This window comes from Pantoea sp. USHLN298 (assembly GCF_037149395.1).
Taxonomy (GTDB): domain Bacteria; phylum Pseudomonadota; class Gammaproteobacteria; order Enterobacterales; family Enterobacteriaceae; genus Pantoea; species Pantoea astica.
In genome coordinates this window covers 167,440-186,083 of record NZ_JBBCRO010000008.1, presented here as the reverse complement: position 1 = coordinate 186,083, position 18,644 = coordinate 167,440, and the positions used below count along the sequence as shown (strand labels likewise).

16 protein-coding genes are annotated in these 18,644 nt (G+C 57.1%); 10 read left to right on the top strand and 6 right to left on the bottom strand.

All coding sequences use genetic code 11. The features are described 5' to 3' along the window. Positions 1-162: 162 nt before the first annotated feature. The 4 genes from gyrB to dnaA all read right to left on the bottom strand — a co-directional run bounded on the left by gyrB (position 163) and on the right by dnaA (position 6,422). A complete protein-coding gene (gyrB, locus tag WFK59_RS20025) occupies positions 163-2,571 on the bottom strand; it encodes a DNA topoisomerase (ATP-hydrolyzing) subunit B (RefSeq protein WP_233985739.1) in 2,409 nt (802 codons plus the stop codon). 18 nt (positions 2,572-2,589) lie between these two features. Continuing rightward, complete coding sequence (gene recF, locus WFK59_RS20020; protein ID WP_233985738.1) at positions 2,590-3,675, bottom strand: DNA replication/repair protein RecF; 1,086 nt, start codon at positions 3,673-3,675, stop codon at positions 2,590-2,592. Between the two features lie 229 nt (positions 3,676-3,904). Continuing rightward, positions 3,905-5,005: a DNA polymerase III subunit beta gene (dnaN, locus tag WFK59_RS20015; RefSeq protein WP_233985737.1), complete on the bottom strand. Its 1,101-nt coding sequence runs from the start codon at positions 5,003-5,005 to the stop codon at positions 3,905-3,907. Positions 5,006-5,009: 4 nt separating this feature from the next. Next, positions 5,010-6,422: a chromosomal replication initiator protein DnaA gene (gene dnaA / locus WFK59_RS20010; RefSeq protein WP_031375181.1), complete on the bottom strand. Its 1,413-nt coding sequence runs from the start codon at positions 6,420-6,422 to the stop codon at positions 5,010-5,012. A 596-nt stretch (positions 6,423-7,018) separates the two neighbouring features. On the opposite strand from dnaA, the gene rpmH reads away from it, so the two are divergent. The 8 genes from rpmH (at position 7,019) to WFK59_RS19970 (ending at position 13,835) form a co-directional block, all read left to right on the top strand. Then, a complete protein-coding gene (gene rpmH / locus WFK59_RS20005; protein WP_003849659.1) occupies positions 7,019-7,159 on the top strand; it encodes a 50S ribosomal protein L34 in 141 nt (46 codons plus the stop codon). 14 nt (positions 7,160-7,173) lie between these two features. Further along, positions 7,174-7,533 (top strand): ribonuclease P protein component, encoded by a 360-nt coding sequence (gene rnpA, locus WFK59_RS20000; RefSeq protein WP_008926396.1) that lies wholly within the window; start codon positions 7,174-7,176, stop codon positions 7,531-7,533. Continuing rightward, the gene (yidD, locus tag WFK59_RS19995) at positions 7,497-7,754 is read left to right on the top strand and encodes a membrane protein insertion efficiency factor YidD (protein WP_072051038.1); all 258 of its coding nucleotides are present in this window, start codon (positions 7,497-7,499) and stop codon (positions 7,752-7,754) included. Before rnpA ends, yidD begins: the two co-directional genes overlap by 37 nt. 2 nt (positions 7,755-7,756) lie before the next feature. Then, a complete protein-coding gene (gene yidC / locus WFK59_RS19990; protein WP_094119857.1) occupies positions 7,757-9,403 on the top strand; it encodes a membrane protein insertase YidC in 1,647 nt (548 codons plus the stop codon). Positions 9,404-9,494: 91 nt separating this feature from the next. Beyond that, complete coding sequence (gene mnmE / locus WFK59_RS19985) at positions 9,495-10,859, top strand: tRNA uridine-5-carboxymethylaminomethyl(34) synthesis GTPase MnmE (protein WP_233985736.1); 1,365 nt, start codon at positions 9,495-9,497, stop codon at positions 10,857-10,859. Positions 10,860-11,136: 277 nt separating this feature from the next. Then, positions 11,137-11,727: a malonic semialdehyde reductase gene (locus WFK59_RS19980; RefSeq protein ID WP_233985735.1), complete on the top strand. Its 591-nt coding sequence runs from the start codon at positions 11,137-11,139 to the stop codon at positions 11,725-11,727. Between the two features lie 189 nt (positions 11,728-11,916). Further along, positions 11,917-12,666 (top strand): 4'-phosphopantetheinyl transferase family protein, encoded by a 750-nt coding sequence (locus tag WFK59_RS19975; protein WP_233985733.1) that lies wholly within the window; start codon positions 11,917-11,919, stop codon positions 12,664-12,666. Positions 12,667-12,977: 311 nt separating this feature from the next. After that, entirely contained in the window at positions 12,978-13,835 is an 858-nt protein-coding gene (locus tag WFK59_RS19970) for a sugar phosphate isomerase/epimerase family protein (protein ID WP_336757001.1), read from the top strand. Positions 13,836-13,878: 43 nt separating this feature from the next. Here the strand turns inward: WFK59_RS19970 and WFK59_RS19965 are convergent, their stop codons facing one another. Continuing rightward, positions 13,879-14,790 (bottom strand): sugar phosphate isomerase/epimerase family protein, encoded by a 912-nt coding sequence (locus WFK59_RS19965; RefSeq protein ID WP_336757000.1) that lies wholly within the window; start codon positions 14,788-14,790, stop codon positions 13,879-13,881. A 335-nt stretch (positions 14,791-15,125) separates the two neighbouring features. Between WFK59_RS19965 and WFK59_RS19960 the strand changes: the two genes are divergently transcribed. Together WFK59_RS19960 and WFK59_RS19955 are read left to right on the top strand one after the other, a co-directional pair. Next, complete coding sequence (locus tag WFK59_RS19960; protein WP_336756998.1) at positions 15,126-16,445, top strand: MFS transporter; 1,320 nt, start codon at positions 15,126-15,128, stop codon at positions 16,443-16,445. A gap of 51 nt (positions 16,446-16,496) precedes the next feature. Then, on the top strand, positions 16,497-17,273 hold the full coding sequence (locus WFK59_RS19955; RefSeq protein WP_336756996.1) for a hydroxypyruvate isomerase family protein: 777 nt from the start codon (positions 16,497-16,499) through the stop codon (positions 17,271-17,273). Positions 17,274-17,322: 49 nt separating this feature from the next. Here the strand turns inward: WFK59_RS19955 and WFK59_RS19950 are convergent, their stop codons facing one another. Next, complete coding sequence (locus WFK59_RS19950; protein ID WP_233985728.1) at positions 17,323-18,636, bottom strand: NCS2 family permease; 1,314 nt, start codon at positions 18,634-18,636, stop codon at positions 17,323-17,325. Positions 18,637-18,644 lie beyond the last annotated feature (8 nt).

The window sequence follows — 18,644 nt, the reverse complement described above, 5'->3', positions numbered from 1 at the left end:
CACAGAGGCGCAAAGAGAGACAAGAGTAAGAGAGGGACGCAGGCTAAAAAGTGATCGCGATCGCAGCCTGCAGGCAACATGGGGCAATCGCCGTGGTTTTCAGACGGCTGCGCAAAAAAAAAGGCCATCACTCGCGTGATGGCCTGTTACGTCAGCAGCCGATTAGATATCGATGTTGGCGGCTTTCAGCGCATTCTCTTCGATGAAGGCGCGGCGCGGTTCAACCGCATCGCCCATCAGGGTAGTAAACAGCTGGTCAGCGCCAATCGCATCTTTAATGGTCACTCGCAGCATACGACGGCTATCCGGGTCCATGGTGGTTTCCCACAGCTGCTCCGGGTTCATCTCGCCCAGACCTTTGTAGCGCTGTACTGAGAGGCCACGACGTGACTCTTTAACCAGCCACTCAATCGCCTGCTCGAAGCTGGCCACCGGTTGACGACGCTCACCACGTTCAATGTAAGCATCCTCTTCCAGCAGTCCACGCAGCTTGCCGCCGAGGCCGCAGATTTTGCGGTACTCAGGACCCTGAATGAAATCGGCTTCCAGCGGATAGTCGGTATCCACACCGTGGGTACGGACGCGCAGCACCGGTTCGAACAGGTTCAGCTCGCGGTTTTCACGCACCTGCGCCAGGTAGGTGCTGCCGTGCGCTTCGCGCTCGGTGAGGTAGCTCACCAGACTGTTCAGCCAGCCGGTTACTTCCGCTTCATTGCTCAGATCGCTCAGCGTATCGTGATAAATCAGCGCGCGCAGCAGGGCCAGCGGATAACGGCGTTCCATACGCTTGATCATCTTCTGGGTGCTGTTGAAGTCAGAGACCAGCGTCTCCAGCGGCTCACCGGCCAGCGCCGGGGCGCTGGCATTGGTGTGCAGCGTGGCACCATCAAGCGCGATAGCGATCTGGTATTGATCCATCGCGTCATCATCTTTGATGTACTGCTCCTGCTTGCCTTTCTTCACTTTATACAGCGGCGGCTGCGCGATATAAACGTGGCCGCGCTCAATAATTTCCGGCATCTGACGATAGAAGAAGGTCAGCAGCAGCGTACGGATGTGCGAACCATCGACATCGGCATCGGTCATGATGATGATGCTGTGATAGCGCAGCTTGTCCGGGTTGTACTCGTCGCGACCAATGCCGCAACCGAGCGCGGTGATCAGCGTAGCCACTTCCTGCGAGGCGAGCATTTTGTCGAAGCGCGCTTTCTCAACGTTGAGGATCTTACCTTTCAGCGGCAGAATCGCCTGGTTCTTACGATTACGGCCCTGTTTAGCCGAGCCGCCAGCGGAGTCACCCTCCACCAGGTAAATTTCTGACAGCGCCGGGTCGCGCTCCTGGCAATCCGCCAGTTTGCCTGGCAGACCCGCCAGGTCCAGCGCGCCTTTACGACGGGTCATTTCACGCGCACGACGCGCGGCTTCACGCGCACGGGCAGCGTCGATGATTTTGCCGACCACGATTTTGGCGTCTGACGGGTTTTCCAGCAGATACTCCGCCAGCAGTTCGTTCATCTGCTGCTCAACCGCCGATTTCACCTCAGACGAGACCAGTTTATCTTTGGTCTGTGAAGAGAATTTGGGGTCCGGTACTTTTACCGAAACCACGGCGATCAGGCCTTCACGCGCATCATCACCGGTGGCGCTGACTTTGGCTTTCTTGCTGTAACCCTCTTTATCCATGTAGGCATTCAGGGTACGGGTCATCGCAGCACGGAAACCGGCAAGGTGGGTACCGCCGTCGCGCTGTGGAATGTTGTTGGTAAAGCAGTAGATGTTTTCCTGGAAGCCGTCGTTCCACTGCAGCGCCACCTCCACACCGATGCCATCTTTCTCGGTAGAGAAATAGAACACGGTTGGGTGAATCGGGGTTTTGTTTTTGTTGAGGTACTCAACAAACGCCCGGATGCCGCCTTCATAATGGAAATGGTCAGACTTGCCATCACGCTTATCTTCCAGACGAATCGACACGCCTGAGTTGAGGAATGAGAGTTCACGCAGGCGTTTCGCCAGAATGTCATACTCAAAATCGCGCACGTTGGTAAAGGTTTCGTGGCTTGGCCAGAAGCGCACACGGGTACCGGTCAAATCGGTCTCGCCGGTCACCGACAGCGGTGCCTGCGGCACGCCATGGACGTAGACCTGCTGGTGTACTTTGCCTTCGCGACGAATGGTCAGCTCCAGCTTCTGTGACAGGGCGTTCACCACCGAGACACCGACGCCATGCAGACCGCCGGAGACTTTATAGGAGTTATCGTCGAACTTACCGCCGGCATGCAGCACGGTCATGATCACTTCAGCGGCGGAAATGCCCTCTTCTTCGTGAATACCGGTTGGAATGCCGCGTCCATCATCCTGCACCGAAACGGAGTTATCCGCATGAATGGTAACCACGATGTCACTACAGTGACCAGCGAGCGCTTCGTCGATTGCGTTATCCACGACCTCGAATACCATGTGATGCAGACCGGTACCGTCATCGGTATCGCCGATATACATGCCCGGGCGTTTGCGTACCGCATCAAGCCCCTTCAGGACTTTGATACTTGAGGAGTCATAAGAATTCGACATCAACGTTTCTCGCTCATTTTAATCTTCAGGTTGAACCGCTATTTTACCCTGTTCCACGCGGAACATCTTGCCCTTTTCATCGGTCATGTCGATTACATGCTCGGCAGAAATTGCGCTGACAAACACCTGTGCCTGGGTCGCTTTTAACCGCTCCGCCAGCAGGCGTCGACGGCTGTCATCCAGTTCCGAGGCAAAGTCATCAATCAGGTAAACACAGCGGCGTCCGCTCTGGCTTGTCAGGAACTCGCCCTGTGCCAGACGCAATGCACACATCAGCAGTTTTAACTGCCCGCGTGAGAGTAAATCTTCCACCGGCGTCCCTTCAGCCCGAATACGAAAATCGGCTTTATGAGGACCGCTGGCGGTATAGGTCAGGGCGCGATCGCGCTCAAAGTTACGTTCCAGCAACTCGCCGTAATCGCTCTCTTTATCCCAGCCGCGCTGAAACGAAAAGCGCAGATCAAATTCAGGCAGGAACTGGCTGCAGGTGGCGGTAATCTCCGCCGAAATCGCCGCACTGTATTCGGCGCGCCACAGGCTGATCTGTTCTGCCAGCGGCACCAGCTCCTGATCCCAGGGACGGATCTGACTGTAGCGTGACACCTGGCGCAGCGCGGCGTTACGCTGTTTTAACAGGCGGCGCAGGTTGCTCCAGGCGTTGAAAAAACCGGGCGTATTATGGAAACAGCCCCAGTCGACATAGGCTCTACGGTATTTGGGGCCACCGTTGAGCAAAGTAAACCCTTCGGGAGTGATTAACTGCATCGGCAACAGCTGCGCCAGTTCGGCTACTTTGTGGCCATCGCTGCCGTCGATACGTACTTTGCTGTCACCGGCGCGGTTTTTGGTCAGTCCGACAGCGATTTCCCGCTCTTTACCTTCCAGCCGGCCATGCAGCACAAACGCTGCCTCATCATGACGGATCACGCGGCCCGCCTGCAGGCTGCGAAACGCCCGGCCGTGGCCCAGGGTGTAAATCGCCTCTAATACGCTGGTTTTACCGCTGCCATTGGCGCCGACCAGAAAATTGAAGCCGGGCGCTAATGCCAGGTCAGCCTGTTCGATATTACGAAAATCTTTGATTAGGAGGCGGGTTAAAGCCATGAATCAGTCCAGCGTGAAGGGCAATAAAGTTTTGGGCCTGGGATTTGACCTGCCGATCCAGGGCGTTAACGTCGAAGCCAGTTTGCCCGGTATCCCAGTCACCAGGCCGTCGGCGTCGCAGCCAGTCTGGTTCCGGCCAGCGCGCAGGCCCTGGGAGCATACTGAAGTATGTGACCAGGGACGAGCACTGCCCGGAATCAGAATGGCAAGTAAGCCAGGCCGATATATTCTACAAGCGCATGGGCATCACGACATAGGCCGCCGCCGGACTCGCCACATCCTCAATCTGCACGCTCGATACCGAGTCGGTCAGCAGCAGACGAACGTTTTCGCACTTCAGTGCGTTCAGTACATCCAGCACGTAACTGACGTTGAAGCCAATCTCCAGTTCGGTGCCGTTGTAGCTGACGTCCAGCATCTCTTCCGCTTCTTCCTGTTCAGGGTTATTGGCGGTGATTTTCAGCTGATTTTCGGTGATATAGAGGCGAACGCCGCGGAATTTTTCATTCGACAGGATCGCCGCGCGGGCAAAGGCCTGCTTCAACAGATCGCAGCCCGCTTCCAGCGCTTTATCGGGATTCTTCGGCAATACGCGGCGATAATCGGGGAAACGACCATCAACCAGCTTCGATGTGAAGATAAAGTCACCGACGTGCGCCCGGATATTGCTGCCGCCAATCTGGACCTGCAGCGGATTATCGCCGCCATCCAGCAGACGCAGCAGCTCAATCACCCCTTTACGCGGCACAATCACCGAATGACTCGGCAGCGCCTGGCCGATCGGCATTGAGCAGACCGCCAGACGGTGACCGTCGGTGGCTACGGTGCGCAGCTCTTCCCCTTCGGTTTCAAACATCATCCCGTTGAGGTAGTAGCGAACATCCTGATGCGCCATGGAAAACTGGGTCGCTTCGATCAGCCGTTTCAGCGTCGCCTGCGGCAGGGTAAATTCAACTTCACTCTGCCAGTCGTCGAGATTCGGGAAATCGCTGGCGGGCAGGGTCGACAGCGAGAAACGGCTGCGGCCGGAACGCACTAACATGCGATCGCCTTCCAGCGCCAGGGTGATCTCCGCGCCTTCCGGCAATCCGCGACAGATATCGAGGAATTTCCGTGCCGGCACGGTGGTTGCGCCAGGCTCATGCGCCTGCGTCAGGGCAACCCGCGCCACCATCTCCATTTCTAAATCGGTACCGGTCAGCAACAGCGTTCCTTCCGTCACCTGCAACAGCAGGTTTCCAAGGATCGGCAGCGTCGGGCGACCGCCTAGCGGGCCGCTTACCTGTTGCAGCGGCTTCAGTAACTGCTCACGTTCAACAATAAATTTCATAGCGTCAGGAAGATAATGTTCTGATGAGATTAGAGAAATCTTCTTTAATATCGTGGCTCTCTTCACGCAGCTGCTCTATCTTGCGGCAGGCATGAAGCACCGTCGTGTGGTCGCGACCGCCAAAGGCATCGCCAATTTCTGGCAAGCTGTGGTTGGTCAGTTCCTTAGCCATCGCCATCGCCATCTGGCGCGGACGCGCCACGGAACGCGAGCGGCGCTTGGACAGCAGATCCGCGACCTTAATTTTGTAGTACTCAGCCACGGTCTTCTGAATATTATCAATGGTGACCAGCTTTTCCTGCAGCGCCAGCAGATCGCGCAGCGCTTCGCGCACGAAGTCGATGGTGATCGCCCGACCGGTAAAATTGGCGTTGGCGATCACGCGATTCAGTGCGCCTTCCAGTTCACGCACGTTGGAGCGTAACCGCTTAGCAATAAAGAAGGCCACTTCGCCAGGCAGACGAATGTCATTCTCATCCGCTTTCTTCATCAGGATCGCCACGCGCGTTTCCAGTTCAGGCGGCTCGATCGCCACCGTTAACCCCCAGCCAAAACGTGACTTCAGACGATCTTCCACCCCGTTGATCTCTTTTGGATAACGATCCGAGGTCAGGATGATCTGCTGATTGCCTTCTAATAAGGCATTAAAGGTGTGGAAGAACTCTTCCTGCGAGCGCTCTTTATTGGCGAAGAACTGAATATCATCGATCAGCAGCGCATCGACCGAACGGTAGTAGCGCTTAAACTCTTCGATCGCGTTGTTCTGCAGCGCCTTGACCATGTCCTGGACGAAGCGCTCGGAGTGCATGTAAACCACTTTGGCATTGGGTTTACGCGCAATAATGCCGTTACCCACCGCGTGCAGCAGGTGAGTTTTCCCCAGACCGGTGCCGCCATAAAGGAACAACGGGTTATACGCGCCGCCTGGATTATCGGCCACCTGACGTGCCGCCGCGCGCGCCAGCTGGTTAGATTTACCTTCAACGAAGTTATCGAAGTTATGGCGGTTATTCACATTCGAGCGATAGGTCACATCAGCGGGCGCCGGCACGTTATCCCAGCTTGGACGCATAATCTGCGTCGGGGCCGGACGGATGTGGCTCTGTACCGGAATAGCAGGCGCGCTCACGCTGGCCATCACCGGCTGGCTGACAGCGGCCGTTTGCTGAACCGGGCGTGTCCCCACTTCAAAACGCAATAACGGTACGTTTGGCCCGCAAAATTCATTCAGTAATGCGTTAATGCTGTTGAGGTATTTGTCCCGAACCCAGTCGAGTACGAAGCGATTTGGAGCATACAAGGCAAGCGTATTGTCGTTTAACTCAGCCTGTAGTGGACGAATCCACATGCTGAATTCGGTGGCAGGAAGCTCATCCTGCAAACGGGCAAGACACTGTTGCCAAAGCGTAAGTGACACGGCGGACTCCACTCGTACAAATTCGATAAGAATAGTAGGCGTTACTCTAAGAAACGTTCATTTTTGACACAGACGTAAGAAAGCGCCTGCGACCGCTATCAGCGGTTTTCCATCCTGCAATCACCGGAGGATCGTCAGCGGAAGGGCGGATCATAGCGCAAAGCGAGACAGAGATCTTCCCTTTCTACACAGTTTTGATCCTTTTTATCCACAGGCGAAAGGCGCGCAGAGAAGTTTACGCCAGTTGCAGGAAAAACCAGCAGGAATCTGGCTGAATGCGTCAGATTTTCGGGCGACTTCTCGTTTTATCCCCACGATCCGCCAATTTGATCGCAATAAGATCCGGTGCGATCCTTGCGCTTTGACCGGGAGCCCGTATAATTCGTCACCCGGCGTTGTCGCGTTAAGCCCAATGCCCGGACTCAGCGGGCTGTATCCGTGTTTTCAGGTACTGCTGCACGCGAAGTAAATTGACTCGGGACTGTACAATTATTACAATCCCGCCTCTTTATTAAAGACACATTGAGGCGTCGGTCGATTTATTGGCCCGAAACGCGTCACCCAGTGAAAATTTTCAAGTTTAGGTAGAAACCGCCATGAAACGCACTTTTCAACCGTCCGTACTGAAGCGCAACCGTTCACACGGTTTCCGTGCTCGTATGGCTACAAAAAATGGTCGTCAGGTTCTGGCACGTCGTCGTGCTAAAGGCCGTTCTCGTCTGACCGTTTCTAAGTAATAAAGCTAACCCTGATGGGTAAGCTCGCATTTCCCAGGGAGTTACGCTTGTTAACTCCCACTCATTTCACTTTCGTCTTCCAGCAGCCACAACGGGCTGGCACGCCGCAAATTACTATTCTCGGCCGCCTTAACGCGCTGGGGCATCCCCGCATCGGTCTCACCGTCGCTAAAAAACATGTGAAACGCGCCCACGAACGCAACCGGATCAAGCGATTGACCCGCGAAAGCTTTCGTCTGCGTCAACATGAACTGCCGTCGATGGACTTCGTGGTGGTCGCGAAGAAGGGGGTTGCCGATCTGGATAACCGTATGCTGGCGGAAGCGTTGGAGAAATTATGGCGTCGTCACTGTCGCCTGGCGCGCGGCTCCTGATCGTCCTGATACGCGTCTATCAACGCGGCATCAGTCCATTACTGGGACCACACTGTCGGTTTCATCCGACCTGCTCTCAATACGGAATTGAGGCATTACGCAGGTTCGGCGTGATAAAAGGCAGTTGGTTGACGTTAAAACGCGTATTAAAATGCCACCCTTTGAACCCGGGTGGTGACGATCCTGTGCCGCCAAAAACCTTTGATACCAGAGAACATTAACGATGGATTCGCAACGCAATCTCTTTCTCATCGCTTTTCTGTTCGTGTCTTTTATGATCTGGCAAGCCTGGCAGACGGACCACGCTCCGCAGCCACAGCAGACGCAGACCACACAAAACACAAACAGCGTAGCGGGTGATGCCGCCAGTCAGGGTGTACCGGCCAGCGGTCAGGGCCAGACGATCACCGTTAAGACTGATGTCCTGTCATTAAATATCAACACCCGCGGCGGTGATGTTGAACAAGCACAGCTGCTGACTTTCCCGGACAAACTGGGTTCCGACCAGCCGTTCCAGCTGCTTGAAACGACGCCATCGTTCCTTTATCAGGCACAGAGTGGTCTGACCGGCCGTAATGGCCCGGACAACCCGAACAATGGCGCACGTCCACTGTTCACCACCACGCAGGATCACTTCGAGATGGCTGAAGGCCAGTCCGAGCTGCGTGTGCCGATGACTTATACCGCTGAGAACGGCGTGGTTTACACCAAAACCTTCGTGTTCAAGCGTGGCGAATATGCGGTTAACGTCGACTATCACGTCAACAACACCACCCAGCAGCCGCTGGAAGTGTCGCTGTTTGGCCAGCTGAAGCAGACCATTGATCTGCCTAAGCACCGTGATACCGGCAGCAACAACTTTGCACTGCATACCTTCCGTGGTGCGGCGTACTCCACCAGCGAGTCGAAATATGAGAAGTACAAATTCGACACCATCGCCGATAACGAGAACCTGAGCACCACCACCAGCAACGGCTGGGTGGCGATGCTGCAGCAGTACTTCGCAACCGCATGGGTTCCGCGTACCGAAGGCACTAACACCCTTTATACCAGTAACCTGGGTAATGGCGTGGCGGCGATTGGCTACAAATCTGCGCCGGTGACGATTGCCGCGGGCGCACAGCAGAACCTCGGTGCGACTCTGTGGGTCGGCCCGGAAATTCAGGACAAGATGGCAGCGATTGCGCCGCACCTTGATCTGACCGTGGATTACGGCTGGTTGTGGTTTATCTCTCAGCCGCTGTTCAAACTGCTGAAATTTATCCACAGCTTTATCGGTAACTGGGGCTTCTCCATTATCGTGATCACCTTCATCGTGCGCGGCATCATGTACCCGCTGACCAAAGCGCAGTACACCTCGATGGCCAAGATGCGTATGCTGCAGCCGAAGATTCAGGCGATGCGTGAACGTCTGGGTGATGACAAGCAGAAGCAGAGCCAGGAAATGATGGCGCTGTATAAAGCAGAGAAGGTCAATCCGCTGGGTGGCTGTCTGCCGCTGGTGATTCAGATGCCTATCTTCCTGGCGCTCTATTACATGCTGTCAGGTTCGGTAGAACTGCGTCACGCGCCGTTTGTGCTGTGGATCCATGACCTCTCTGCGCAGGACCCGTACTACATCCTGCCGATTCTGATGGGCATCACCATGTTCTTCATTCAGAAGATGTCACCGACCACCGTGACCGATCCGATGCAGCAGAAGATCATGACTTACATGCCGGTGATTTTCACCGTGTTCTTCCTGTGGTTCCCGTCAGGTCTGGTGCTGTACTACATCGTCAGCAACCTGGTGACCATTCTCCAGCAGCAGCTGATTTATCGCGGCCTGGAAAAACGCGGTCTGCATAGCCGCGACAAGAAGAAAGCCTAAGCGATGTAAAGCGGGAGCGATCCCGCCCTAAACGGTCTATCCTCAGGCGGTCAAAGCGACCGCCTTTGTTTTTTGTAGCGAGAGAGAATTTATGAGCCACAGCGATACTATTGTTGCCCAGGCCACGCCGCCCGGACGCGGCGGCGTCGGCATTTTGCGCGTCTCTGGCGCACGAGCCGCCGAGGTGGCGCAGCAGCTGCTGGGTAAACTGCCTAAGCCACGCTATGCCGACTATCTGCCGTTCACCGATGCCGACGGCAGCGTGCTGGATCAGGGCATTGCGCTGTGGTTTCCGGGGCCAAACTCGTTTACCGGTGAAGATGTGCTGGAGCTGCAGGGCCACGGCGGCCCGGTGATCCTCGATCTGTTGCTGAAGCGCATCGTGGCGCTGCCCGGCGTACGCATCGCCCAGCCTGGTGAGTTTTCTGAGCGCGCCTTTCTCAACGATAAGCTCGATCTGGCGCAGGCCGAGGCGATAGCCGATCTGATTGATGCCAGCTCAGAGCAGGCGGCCCGTTCGGCGGTCAATTCGCTGCAGGGCGTCTTCTCTACCCGCGTCAATCAACTGGTGGAAGCGCTGACTCATCTGCGCATCTACGTTGAAGCCGCCATCGACTTCCCGGACGAGGAGATCGATTTCCTCTCTGACGGCAAAATCGAAGCGCAGCTGAATGCGGTGATGGCCGATCTGGATGGCGTGCGGGCTGAGGCGCGTCAGGGCAGCCTGCTGCGCGAAGGCATGAAAGTGGTGATTGCGGGACGGCCTAACGCGGGCAAATCGAGCCTGCTGAATGCGCTGGCGGGCCGGGATGCCGCCATCGTCACGGATATCGCAGGTACCACCCGTGACGTGCTGCGCGAGCATATTCATATTGATGGCATGCCGCTGCATATCATCGACACCGCCGGTCTGCGTGAGGCCAGCGACGAAGTGGAACGTATCGGGATTGAGCGCGCCTGGCAGGAGATCGAGCAGGCCGATCGCGTGCTGTTTATGGTCGATGGCACCACCACCGACGCCACCGAAGCCGCCGCCATCTGGCCTGATTTTGTCTCACGTCTGCCGCCTGAACTGCCGATTACCGTGGTGCGGAATAAAGCGGATGTCACTGGCGAACCTCTCGGGCTGACTGAAGTAAATGGTCACTCACTGATTCGGCTGTCGGCCCGGACCAGCGCGGGCGTTGATCAACTGCGTGACCATCTCAAGCAGAGCATGGGGTTCGCCGGCAATATGGAAGGCGGCTTCCTGGCGCGTCGTCGTCATCTGCAGGCGCTGGAGTTAGCGGCGACTCACTTACTTCAGGGCAAAGCGCAGCTGCTGGGTGCCTGGGCCGGTGAGTTACTGGCAGAAGAGCTTCGCCTTGCACAGCAGGCGCTAAGCGAGATTACCGGCGAGTTCACCTCTGACGATCTGCTGGGCCGCATCTTCTCCAGCTTCTGTATCGGTAAATAACCGCTGATTTGCCGGCCCGACGGCCTCCCGCCGTCGGGCCTGATCCTTCCTCTCGCTAATCACGCCACCGCCATCCTTTTGCATCCTGCCTGCGGTGATTCTTGCTGATATGTTATTTTGCGGCGGCCCGGCATTGCCGTATAACGGTTGAAGCGCCGATCTGACGTGCGGCTACGGATTGCGGTGAACAATCCCCGCCTCATTCCGCCGGACCGGACGCAAACCCTATACGTGGATACCCTTGGGCGAAATTTTTCGCCTGAAACAGGAGAGTTGCATGAGTACACCGCTCGACACTGCCGCACTGGACACGCTGTTTACCGACGCCCGCACCCACAGTTACTGGCAGGCTAAGCCAGTCGATAACGCCCTGCTGGAGCAGCTCTATGCCTTAACGGCGCTGGGCCCGACTTCGGCAAACTGCTCGCCCGCGCGATTTGTTTTCGTGACCTCGGCGGAAGGCAAAGAGAAGCTGAAACCGGCGCTCTCTTCCGGCAACCTCGAAAAAACCATGAGCGCGCCGGTCACGGTGATTGTCGCCTGGGACCGCGAATTTTATGAACAATTGCCCGCGCTGTTCCCGCATGCTGACGCCCGCAGCTGGTTTACCGGCAGCCCGGAAGCAGCGAAAGAGACCGCTTTCCGTAACAGCAGCCTGCAGGCGGGTTATCTGATTCTGGCGGCCCGCTCGCTGGGGCTGGATGCCGGCCCGATGTCCGGTTTTGATCCGGCCAAAGTCAATGACGCCTTTTTCCCCGACGGTCAGTATCAGGTTAACCTGCTGATTAACCTCGGCTATGGTGAAGCATCAAAACTGCACCCGCGTCTGCCGCGCCTCAGTTTTGAGCAGGCGTGCCGTTTCGCCTGATGCGCTCAGCGTCGCGATGCCCGTCGCGACGCTTCTTGTGGCGCGATTGAAAACTCAGCGCCGCAAATTCTCTCTGATGGCTCGTCCTATTCCGAATTTACCCCAATCTGTGTGATGCCGGGTGCATTAAGCTAAGAAAATTCTTACAATGCAGCTGATGATTATCTGACCATTTTCACGGAGCGACAGATGGCTGGTCATTTTGTACGCTGGACGGGCAATCCCGACTTTTCTGCAGAAGATATGCGCATTCCCCAGGATATCGTTGACACGGCACAGCAGTTTGCTGATAAGCGCCGTGGACGTTTTCTTGCCGCGCGGACGCTGCTGGCGCAACTGATGCTGCGGGTTTATGGCATTAATCAGCTGCCGCGCCTGATTACCGACAGCAACGGGCGACCCGCTTTTGCTGACAGCGATCTGCCTGATTTCAGCATTGCCTATGCCGGTAATATGGTCGGCGTGCTGCTGGCTGAAGAGGGCGGACGAGCCGGGCTGGATATGGAAATTGTACGGGCGCGCAGCCGCCAGACTCAGGAGCAGCTGATGCAGGGATTAACCTCCGGCGAGATCGCCTGGATTAATGCCCAGCAGGATTTTGTCGAAGCCGTGACGCAAATCTGGACGCTGCGCCAGAGCATTCTCAAGCTGACAGGTGAGCGCCAGCAGGGGCTGGATTCACTGCGTCTGCTGCCAGGCGCAGGCCGCCTGCGCTCATCACTCTTTCCGGATATTCAGGTGGTATGCGATGCTGAGCCGACGCTGGTCTGGTCCTGTGCGCTTTCACCGGCGACCCAGCGCCTGCATCTGTGGGAGATGGATAATGACCACCAGTGGATCGTTTTACGCGAAGTGGAAATGAGTAAACCCAATATTGGTCCCCGCGCTCTGCGGCTGACTAGCCTGCCTACCGAACGCAGTCTGCATCCCGAAATCTAGCGGCTGAGCACCACCTGCATATCGCGTAAAACCCCAACATTACGATCACAAGAAAGTAAGTGGTTCATCTGTTCATGCGGCCGCTGCGCTGACCCATCTGTGACAATCCCGCTGAAAAAATTCATATTTTTGGCTGTGATCCCGACCGCAACGCTGCTACCTCGTGGGCTTGATGCAGACTTTTGTGACCGTCATCACTTCATTCCGCGCTGTTTGTTTCTATAAAGTTGAACATAAGTAATCAAGATGAGCTTTTGTTAAGCAGAGGATCACCAGCGCTGCCGTCAATGGCCGCGCCTGAGGAGAGGATGATGGAAAAAATGAAGCTGGGCGTGAACAGCGCCATGTTCGATGGGCATCCGCCGGAAGTTGCCTTTCGTACCGTACGCGACGCGGGTTTTGCTTACATTGAGCTGGCTTACAATCAGGGCTATGTCGGGCAACTCGATCCGGCCCTGTTTGGCCGGGAGAATGTCGCACGCATCAACGATCTTAAACAGCAATATGGTCTGAAGATGCATGCACTTGGCTGCACCATTAATCTGGCAGCCCCGGATGCGGTGGAGCAATTCCGTCTGCGGGTGGCTTTTGCTCAGCAGATTGGTGCCCGCTATCTTAACGCCTGCACCGCGCGACGCGATGATCGTGCGGCATTAATAGATAACCTGCGACGCATGGCACCGATTGCCGAAGAGGCGGGCTGCATTTTGTGTATCGAGAATGGGGGCGATCCTGACTATGACGCCTTTGCGCTGGCGGAGGATGGCTTCGCGCTGCTGGAGTCCGTCAGCCATCCGGCGGTGGCATTTAATCTCGATCCCGGCAACATGGTGTCGCTCTGTCCGCAGCAGGATCCGATCGCCGAGGCGCTGACGATGCTGCCTGGCGCCCGGCATTGCCACCTTAAAGATGTGATGCGGCAGAATGGAGAATATCATTTCCCGCCGATGGGAGAAGGTGAACTCAATTATGCGCCGCTGCTTCAGGCGCTGGCGGAAAATGCTATCCCGGCCAGCCTGGAGATCCCTCTGCGAATGTACCGCCAGCCCGACAGCTGGCCGCAGCGGGCTGACCAGCCGGTTGATCCGGCCATCAGCCTTGAAGTGCTAATCCGGTCGCGGCTGGCGCTGGAAAAGATGCTGGGTTATCGGCTGGCTGCAGACCACTAACGGACCGTTCCTTAGCCGGTACGCACGCGGCGTACCGGCGGTGTCAGGCTGTCTGCGCTGCCCCGACGAGTGCCTGTTGCAGAAAATCCCGGCACGCCAGCTCGGTCTGCCAGCGATCGTCCCGATCGGTGGTGCGCATCTCCACTGCAATGCTGCGCTCCTCTAAGAGCGGATCGTCCGGCAGTTGACGGGCTGCGGCCACAATCTCCGCCGCCACGGCGGGCGTCAGGAAGCCAGGCGCGCCAAAACGCATATGGTGATCGCCGTAACCCGGATCGTGCGGATCGAGTATGGCATTGGATAAATGCAGCTGTGAGATCAGCGATCCGGACTGACGCAGAGCCGCGATCGGATCTTCCTGATTCAATGCCACATGCGCGCTATCCCAGGCGAGATAGAGCCGTGGACAGGTCCGGCGCAGCGGCTTCATCCAGTTCAGGGTTTCGTCAGTGGGGCCGATGAGCTGGCATTTATGGGCGAAGCGGTCCAGCGGCTCCAGCTGCATGATCATCTGCGGGTATTGACTCATCACTTCACCGATCTGTTCCAGCGTCTCGCCGAGTGCACTTTTGGCCGCTTCGCGCAGTGCCTCGCCGGGATCGCTGCCACTGACGAAGGCAATCCGGGTTGCGCCACAGTCGGCAGCACGATGCACCAGTTCGCAGGCCCGTTTCATGCTGCGCTTACGCTGAATCGGATCAGGGCTGCTGAGGTTCAGACCTTGCTGATTCAACACAAAGGTCATCCACTGTGTCAGCTTCACCTGCTGCGTTTCACTGATATCCCGCAGTCGTCGGGCCTGCGCCGCTTGCATCACCATGCCGGTTTCAATGAAACGATAAAATGGCTGCTGACTGAGGTGCTCAGCTATATCGACGACTTTGCTTTCATCCTGCATATCCGGAAAGAACAGCTCAGCAATATGAGCTGAGGGCACCAGCGCGGTCTTTTTCATCCTGCCTCCTGATTTATTCATAAGTTATTAATGAAAACTTTTGTTCATCAAGAAAAGCGTAATGTTGCCGGGATTAATGCGGCTGACTTCACATTTTTGACGGCGTGACGGGATTTTTTGCACGACTGGTTAGTCACCGGTATCAATGATATGGCGCTATTATTCAGATTATTGTCCTGTTGCAGCCCTTTTTGACTGCATTTACGGAAGTGTGAGCTGTCGCAAATCTTTTCTCTGAGAATCCGCTTTAATGGCTATACATAAGATATGTTAATGAACATATGTTCAGTGTCCGGAATGCTTCCGGCATCGCCACTGACAAGCGGGAGAAAGTTATGCAAGCGTTACACCCTGATTCCGATACCGCGGCCCAGCCCACCCGGGTTCGCTGGCGCATATTCGCCGTACTCTTTGTCCTGCTGGCGGTCAATCTGATGGATCGCATCACGCTTTCCATCGGCATTCCGTTTATCAAAGATGAGTTTCACCTGTCGCCTGCCATGCAGGGACTGATTCTCAGCAGTTTTTTCTGGTCATACGCGTTGCTGCAGGTGCCGGGCGGCTGGGCGCTGGACCGCTTTGGTCCGCGTAAGGTACTGACGTTCTCCAGCATACTCTGGGGCCTTAGCCAGATTGGGCTGGCGCTGGCGACGGGCGGACTGTCGCTGATTTTCGCCCGCATTGCGCTGGGCGTTGCCGAAACGCCGATTTCGCCCTCCGGCGGCAAAATGAATGCCAGCTGGATGCCGAAATCGGAACGCGGCCGCGGCGCAGCCATCATGGATTGCGGCAGCCCGCTGGGTGTGGCGTTTGGTGGACTGATCATCGCCTATCTGATCGACATGCTCGATTCGTGGCGGCTGGCGTTTATCGTCGCCGGCCTGTTCAGCATGTCGCTGGCGCTGCTGGCGTGGTACAAGCTGCGCGATCGTCCGGAAGAGGACCCACGGGTTAACGCCGCCGAACTGGCGCAGATACGACAGGGTCGTGACGAGGGTGCGCAGCCGGATGCGCCGCCGCCAGCCGGTCCGGGCGTCGACTGGCGATCGCTGTGCGGTCTGATGTTTGGCCGGGCGACCTGGGCGATGATCTACTTTGGCCTGATGACCTGGGGACCCAGCTATCTGGCGCAGGCACGCGGCTTCGATTTGCGCTCCATCGGTAACGCCACCTTTGTGATTTTTATGCTGGGCGCAGCAGGATCACTCGGTGCCGGGTTCGCCGTCGATGCGCTGGTGAAGCGTGGCTTTCAGCACGGAACGGTGGTGAAGAGCCTGATTGCGCTGTCGGGCGGCGTTACGCTGCTGATCTTCTTTGCGTTGCCGGATGTCGCTAACCCGATTACCGCGGTGGCGATGCTGTCGGTCGCCTCCTTCTTCCTGACCGGCGGCGGCAGTATCTACTGGAGCATTCCGGCGCTGATCGCCCATCCGGCGCGCGCCGGTCTGGTCGGCGGTTTTATGAATATGGCGGGCAGCGTGGGCGGCATTCTGGTGCCGATCCTCGCTGGCCTGATCCTGCAGCTCACCGGCGGCTATGGCGGTGTGCTGACCTTCTTTACCTTGTGCGCCGCGCTCTACGTGATCGGCACGCTGTTTATCCGTTTTGCGCCGCCGGCCGCGCCGTTGCCAACCGGCAGCACCCAAATCAGCTAACCGCTCTCGCCTGGCGGTCAGGCTGCCGGGCGACACCTTACAGGAGAGACTATGCTTCGTTTTGCCGCTAATCTGACCATGCTCTACACCGAATATCCGTTTTATGAACGCTTCGATCGCGCCGCTGAAGCCGGATTTGAGGCGGTCGAATTTTTCTTCCCCTATGGCCTGGAGAGCGCCGATATCCAGCAGGCATTGGATCGCAATCAGCAGCAGCTGGTGCTGTTTAACATGCCGCTGGGTGACTGGGATGCCGGTGACCGTGGATTCGCGGCGCAACCGGCGCGGCGTGAGGAGTTCCGCCGTGCTATCGACCAGGCGGTGAGCTATGGGCAGCAGCTGAAACCGCCACGTATTAACTGCCCGTCAGGACCGGCCGCGGGACAGGGCGATCCTCTGCCTACCCTGCGCGAAAATTTTGCCCTGGCGGCCAGCGCGCTCAGGGCGCATGACATTCAACTGGTGCTGGAGCCGATTAATCACGGTGATGTGCCCGGCGCAGTGATCTCCGGCGTGGAGCAGGCGGTGCGACTGTTTGACCAGATCGGCAGTGATAATCTGGCGGTGCAATATGACCTCTGGCATTCGCTGCGCGCCGGTGAAGATCCGTATCGCGTGCTGCCCGCCTTTATCGACCGTATCGCGCATATCCAGATTGCGGACGTTCCCGGTCGTCACCAGCCCGGCAGCGGCGAAGTCGATTTCGGGCGATTGTTCACGCTGCTGGATAACCTCAACTATGACGGCTGGGTCAGCCTGGAGTTTCATCCGCAGGGCACAACGGACGCCAGCTTTGCCCATCTGCGTCAGCTTGGGGTGCTGAAATAAAAAAGGCCGCTGCCCTGACGGGAGCGGCCTGATGCGGCTATCGCGGCGGTTAATGTGCGTCGATAAACACAATCTTCAGCACAAACAGCAGTGCGACAATCACCACGCAAGGGCTGATTTCGCGCCAGCGGCCGGTGCCAAGTTTCATCACGCAGTAAGCGATAAAGCCCAGCGCAATGCCTTCGGTAATAGAGAAGCTGAACGGCATCATCGCGGTGGTGACGAAAGCGGGCACCGCTTCGGTCAAATCATCCCAGCGCACGCGCGACAGGCTGGCGGTCATCAAAACGCCGACATAAATCAGCGCACCGGCTGCGGCGTAGCCTGGCACCATGGCCGCCAGCGGCGACAGGAACATCACCAGCAAAAACAGCACGCCGGTGACCACCGCCATCAAACCGGTGCGGCCACCAATCGCGACGCCCGAGGTGCTTTCAATGTAGGCGGTGACCGAAGAGGTTCCTGCCAGCGCGCCGCTGACCGAGCTGATGCTGTCAACATAGAGCGCCTGCTGCATACGCGGGAAGGTGCCGGTTTCATCGGTCAGCCCGGCTTTGTCAGTGACACCGATCAGCGTGCCGGAGGAGTCGAACAGATTGACCAGCATAAAGGAGAAGATGACGCCAGCCATGCCGATGTTGAATGCACCTTTGATGTCGACCTGGCCCACCACTGAGCTGATGGCCGGCGGCGCGGAAAACAGGCCAACAAACTTCACGTCACCCAGCATCCAGCCAATGGCGGTAGTGACCACCATAGAGATCAGTACGGCGGCATGGATATTACGTGACGCCAGAATAGCGATAATAAAGAAACCCAGCGCGCCCAGCAGTACGCTGTGCGAAGTCAGGTTGCCTACCGCCACCAGCGTATCGGGATTGGGCACAATAATGCCGGCATTTTTCAGCCCCATCATGGCGATAAACAAACCAATCCCGGCGGTGATGCCGACGCGCAGACTCAGCGGAATGTTGGCAATCATCCAGTAGCGCACCCGCAGCAGCGTCAGGATCAGCAGGCCCACCGCACCCCAGAAGATCGCGCCCATGCCGACCTGCCAGGAATAGCCCATCGCGCCCACCACCACAAAGGCGAAAAAGGCGTTCAGCCCCATCGCCGGTGCCAGCGCCACCGGCAGATTGGCAAACAGCCCCATCAGAATACTGCCGAAGGCGGCAATCAGGCAGGTGGTGACAAACACCGCCTGGGTGTCCATACCGGCCACGCCAAGGATCTGCGGGTTCACAAAGACGATGTAAACCATGGTGAGAAAGGTGGTTACCCCTGCGATCACTTCGGTGCGCACCGTGGTGCCATGTTCCTGCAGTTTAAAGATGCGCTGCAAAAGGCCTTGCTTGCTCATGCCATCCA

What these genes read in the sequence shown, in the direction of transcription:
- gyrB (WP_233985739.1), bottom strand. Translation starts at nt 2,571, where the DNA reads ATGTCGAATTCTTATGACTCCTCAAGTATCAAAGTCCTGAAGGGGCTT.
- recF (WP_233985738.1), bottom strand. Translation starts at nt 3,675, where the DNA reads ATGGCTTTAACCCGCCTCCTAATCAAAGATTTTCGTAATATCGAACAG.
- dnaN (WP_233985737.1), bottom strand. Translation starts at nt 5,005, where the DNA reads ATGAAATTTATTGTTGAACGTGAGCAGTTACTGAAGCCGCTGCAACAG.
- rpmH (WP_003849659.1), top strand. Translation starts at nt 7,019, where the DNA reads ATGAAACGCACTTTTCAACCGTCCGTACTGAAGCGCAACCGTTCACAC.
- rnpA (WP_008926396.1), top strand. Translation starts at nt 7,174, where the DNA reads ATGGGTAAGCTCGCATTTCCCAGGGAGTTACGCTTGTTAACTCCCACT.
- yidD (WP_072051038.1), top strand. Translation starts at nt 7,497, where the DNA reads ATGGCGTCGTCACTGTCGCCTGGCGCGCGGCTCCTGATCGTCCTGATA.
- yidC (WP_094119857.1), top strand. Translation starts at nt 7,757, where the DNA reads ATGGATTCGCAACGCAATCTCTTTCTCATCGCTTTTCTGTTCGTGTCT.
- mnmE (WP_233985736.1), top strand. Translation starts at nt 9,495, where the DNA reads ATGAGCCACAGCGATACTATTGTTGCCCAGGCCACGCCGCCCGGACGC.
- WFK59_RS19980 (WP_233985735.1), top strand. Translation starts at nt 11,137, where the DNA reads ATGAGTACACCGCTCGACACTGCCGCACTGGACACGCTGTTTACCGAC.
- WFK59_RS19975 (WP_233985733.1), top strand. Translation starts at nt 11,917, where the DNA reads ATGGCTGGTCATTTTGTACGCTGGACGGGCAATCCCGACTTTTCTGCA.
- WFK59_RS19970 (WP_336757001.1), top strand. Translation starts at nt 12,978, where the DNA reads ATGGAAAAAATGAAGCTGGGCGTGAACAGCGCCATGTTCGATGGGCAT.
- WFK59_RS19965 (WP_336757000.1), bottom strand. Translation starts at nt 14,790, where the DNA reads ATGAAAAAGACCGCGCTGGTGCCCTCAGCTCATATTGCTGAGCTGTTC.
- WFK59_RS19960 (WP_336756998.1), top strand. Translation starts at nt 15,126, where the DNA reads ATGCAAGCGTTACACCCTGATTCCGATACCGCGGCCCAGCCCACCCGG.
- WFK59_RS19955 (WP_336756996.1), top strand. Translation starts at nt 16,497, where the DNA reads ATGCTTCGTTTTGCCGCTAATCTGACCATGCTCTACACCGAATATCCG.
- WFK59_RS19950 (WP_233985728.1), bottom strand. Translation starts at nt 18,636, where the DNA reads ATGAGCAAGCAAGGCCTTTTGCAGCGCATCTTTAAACTGCAGGAACAT.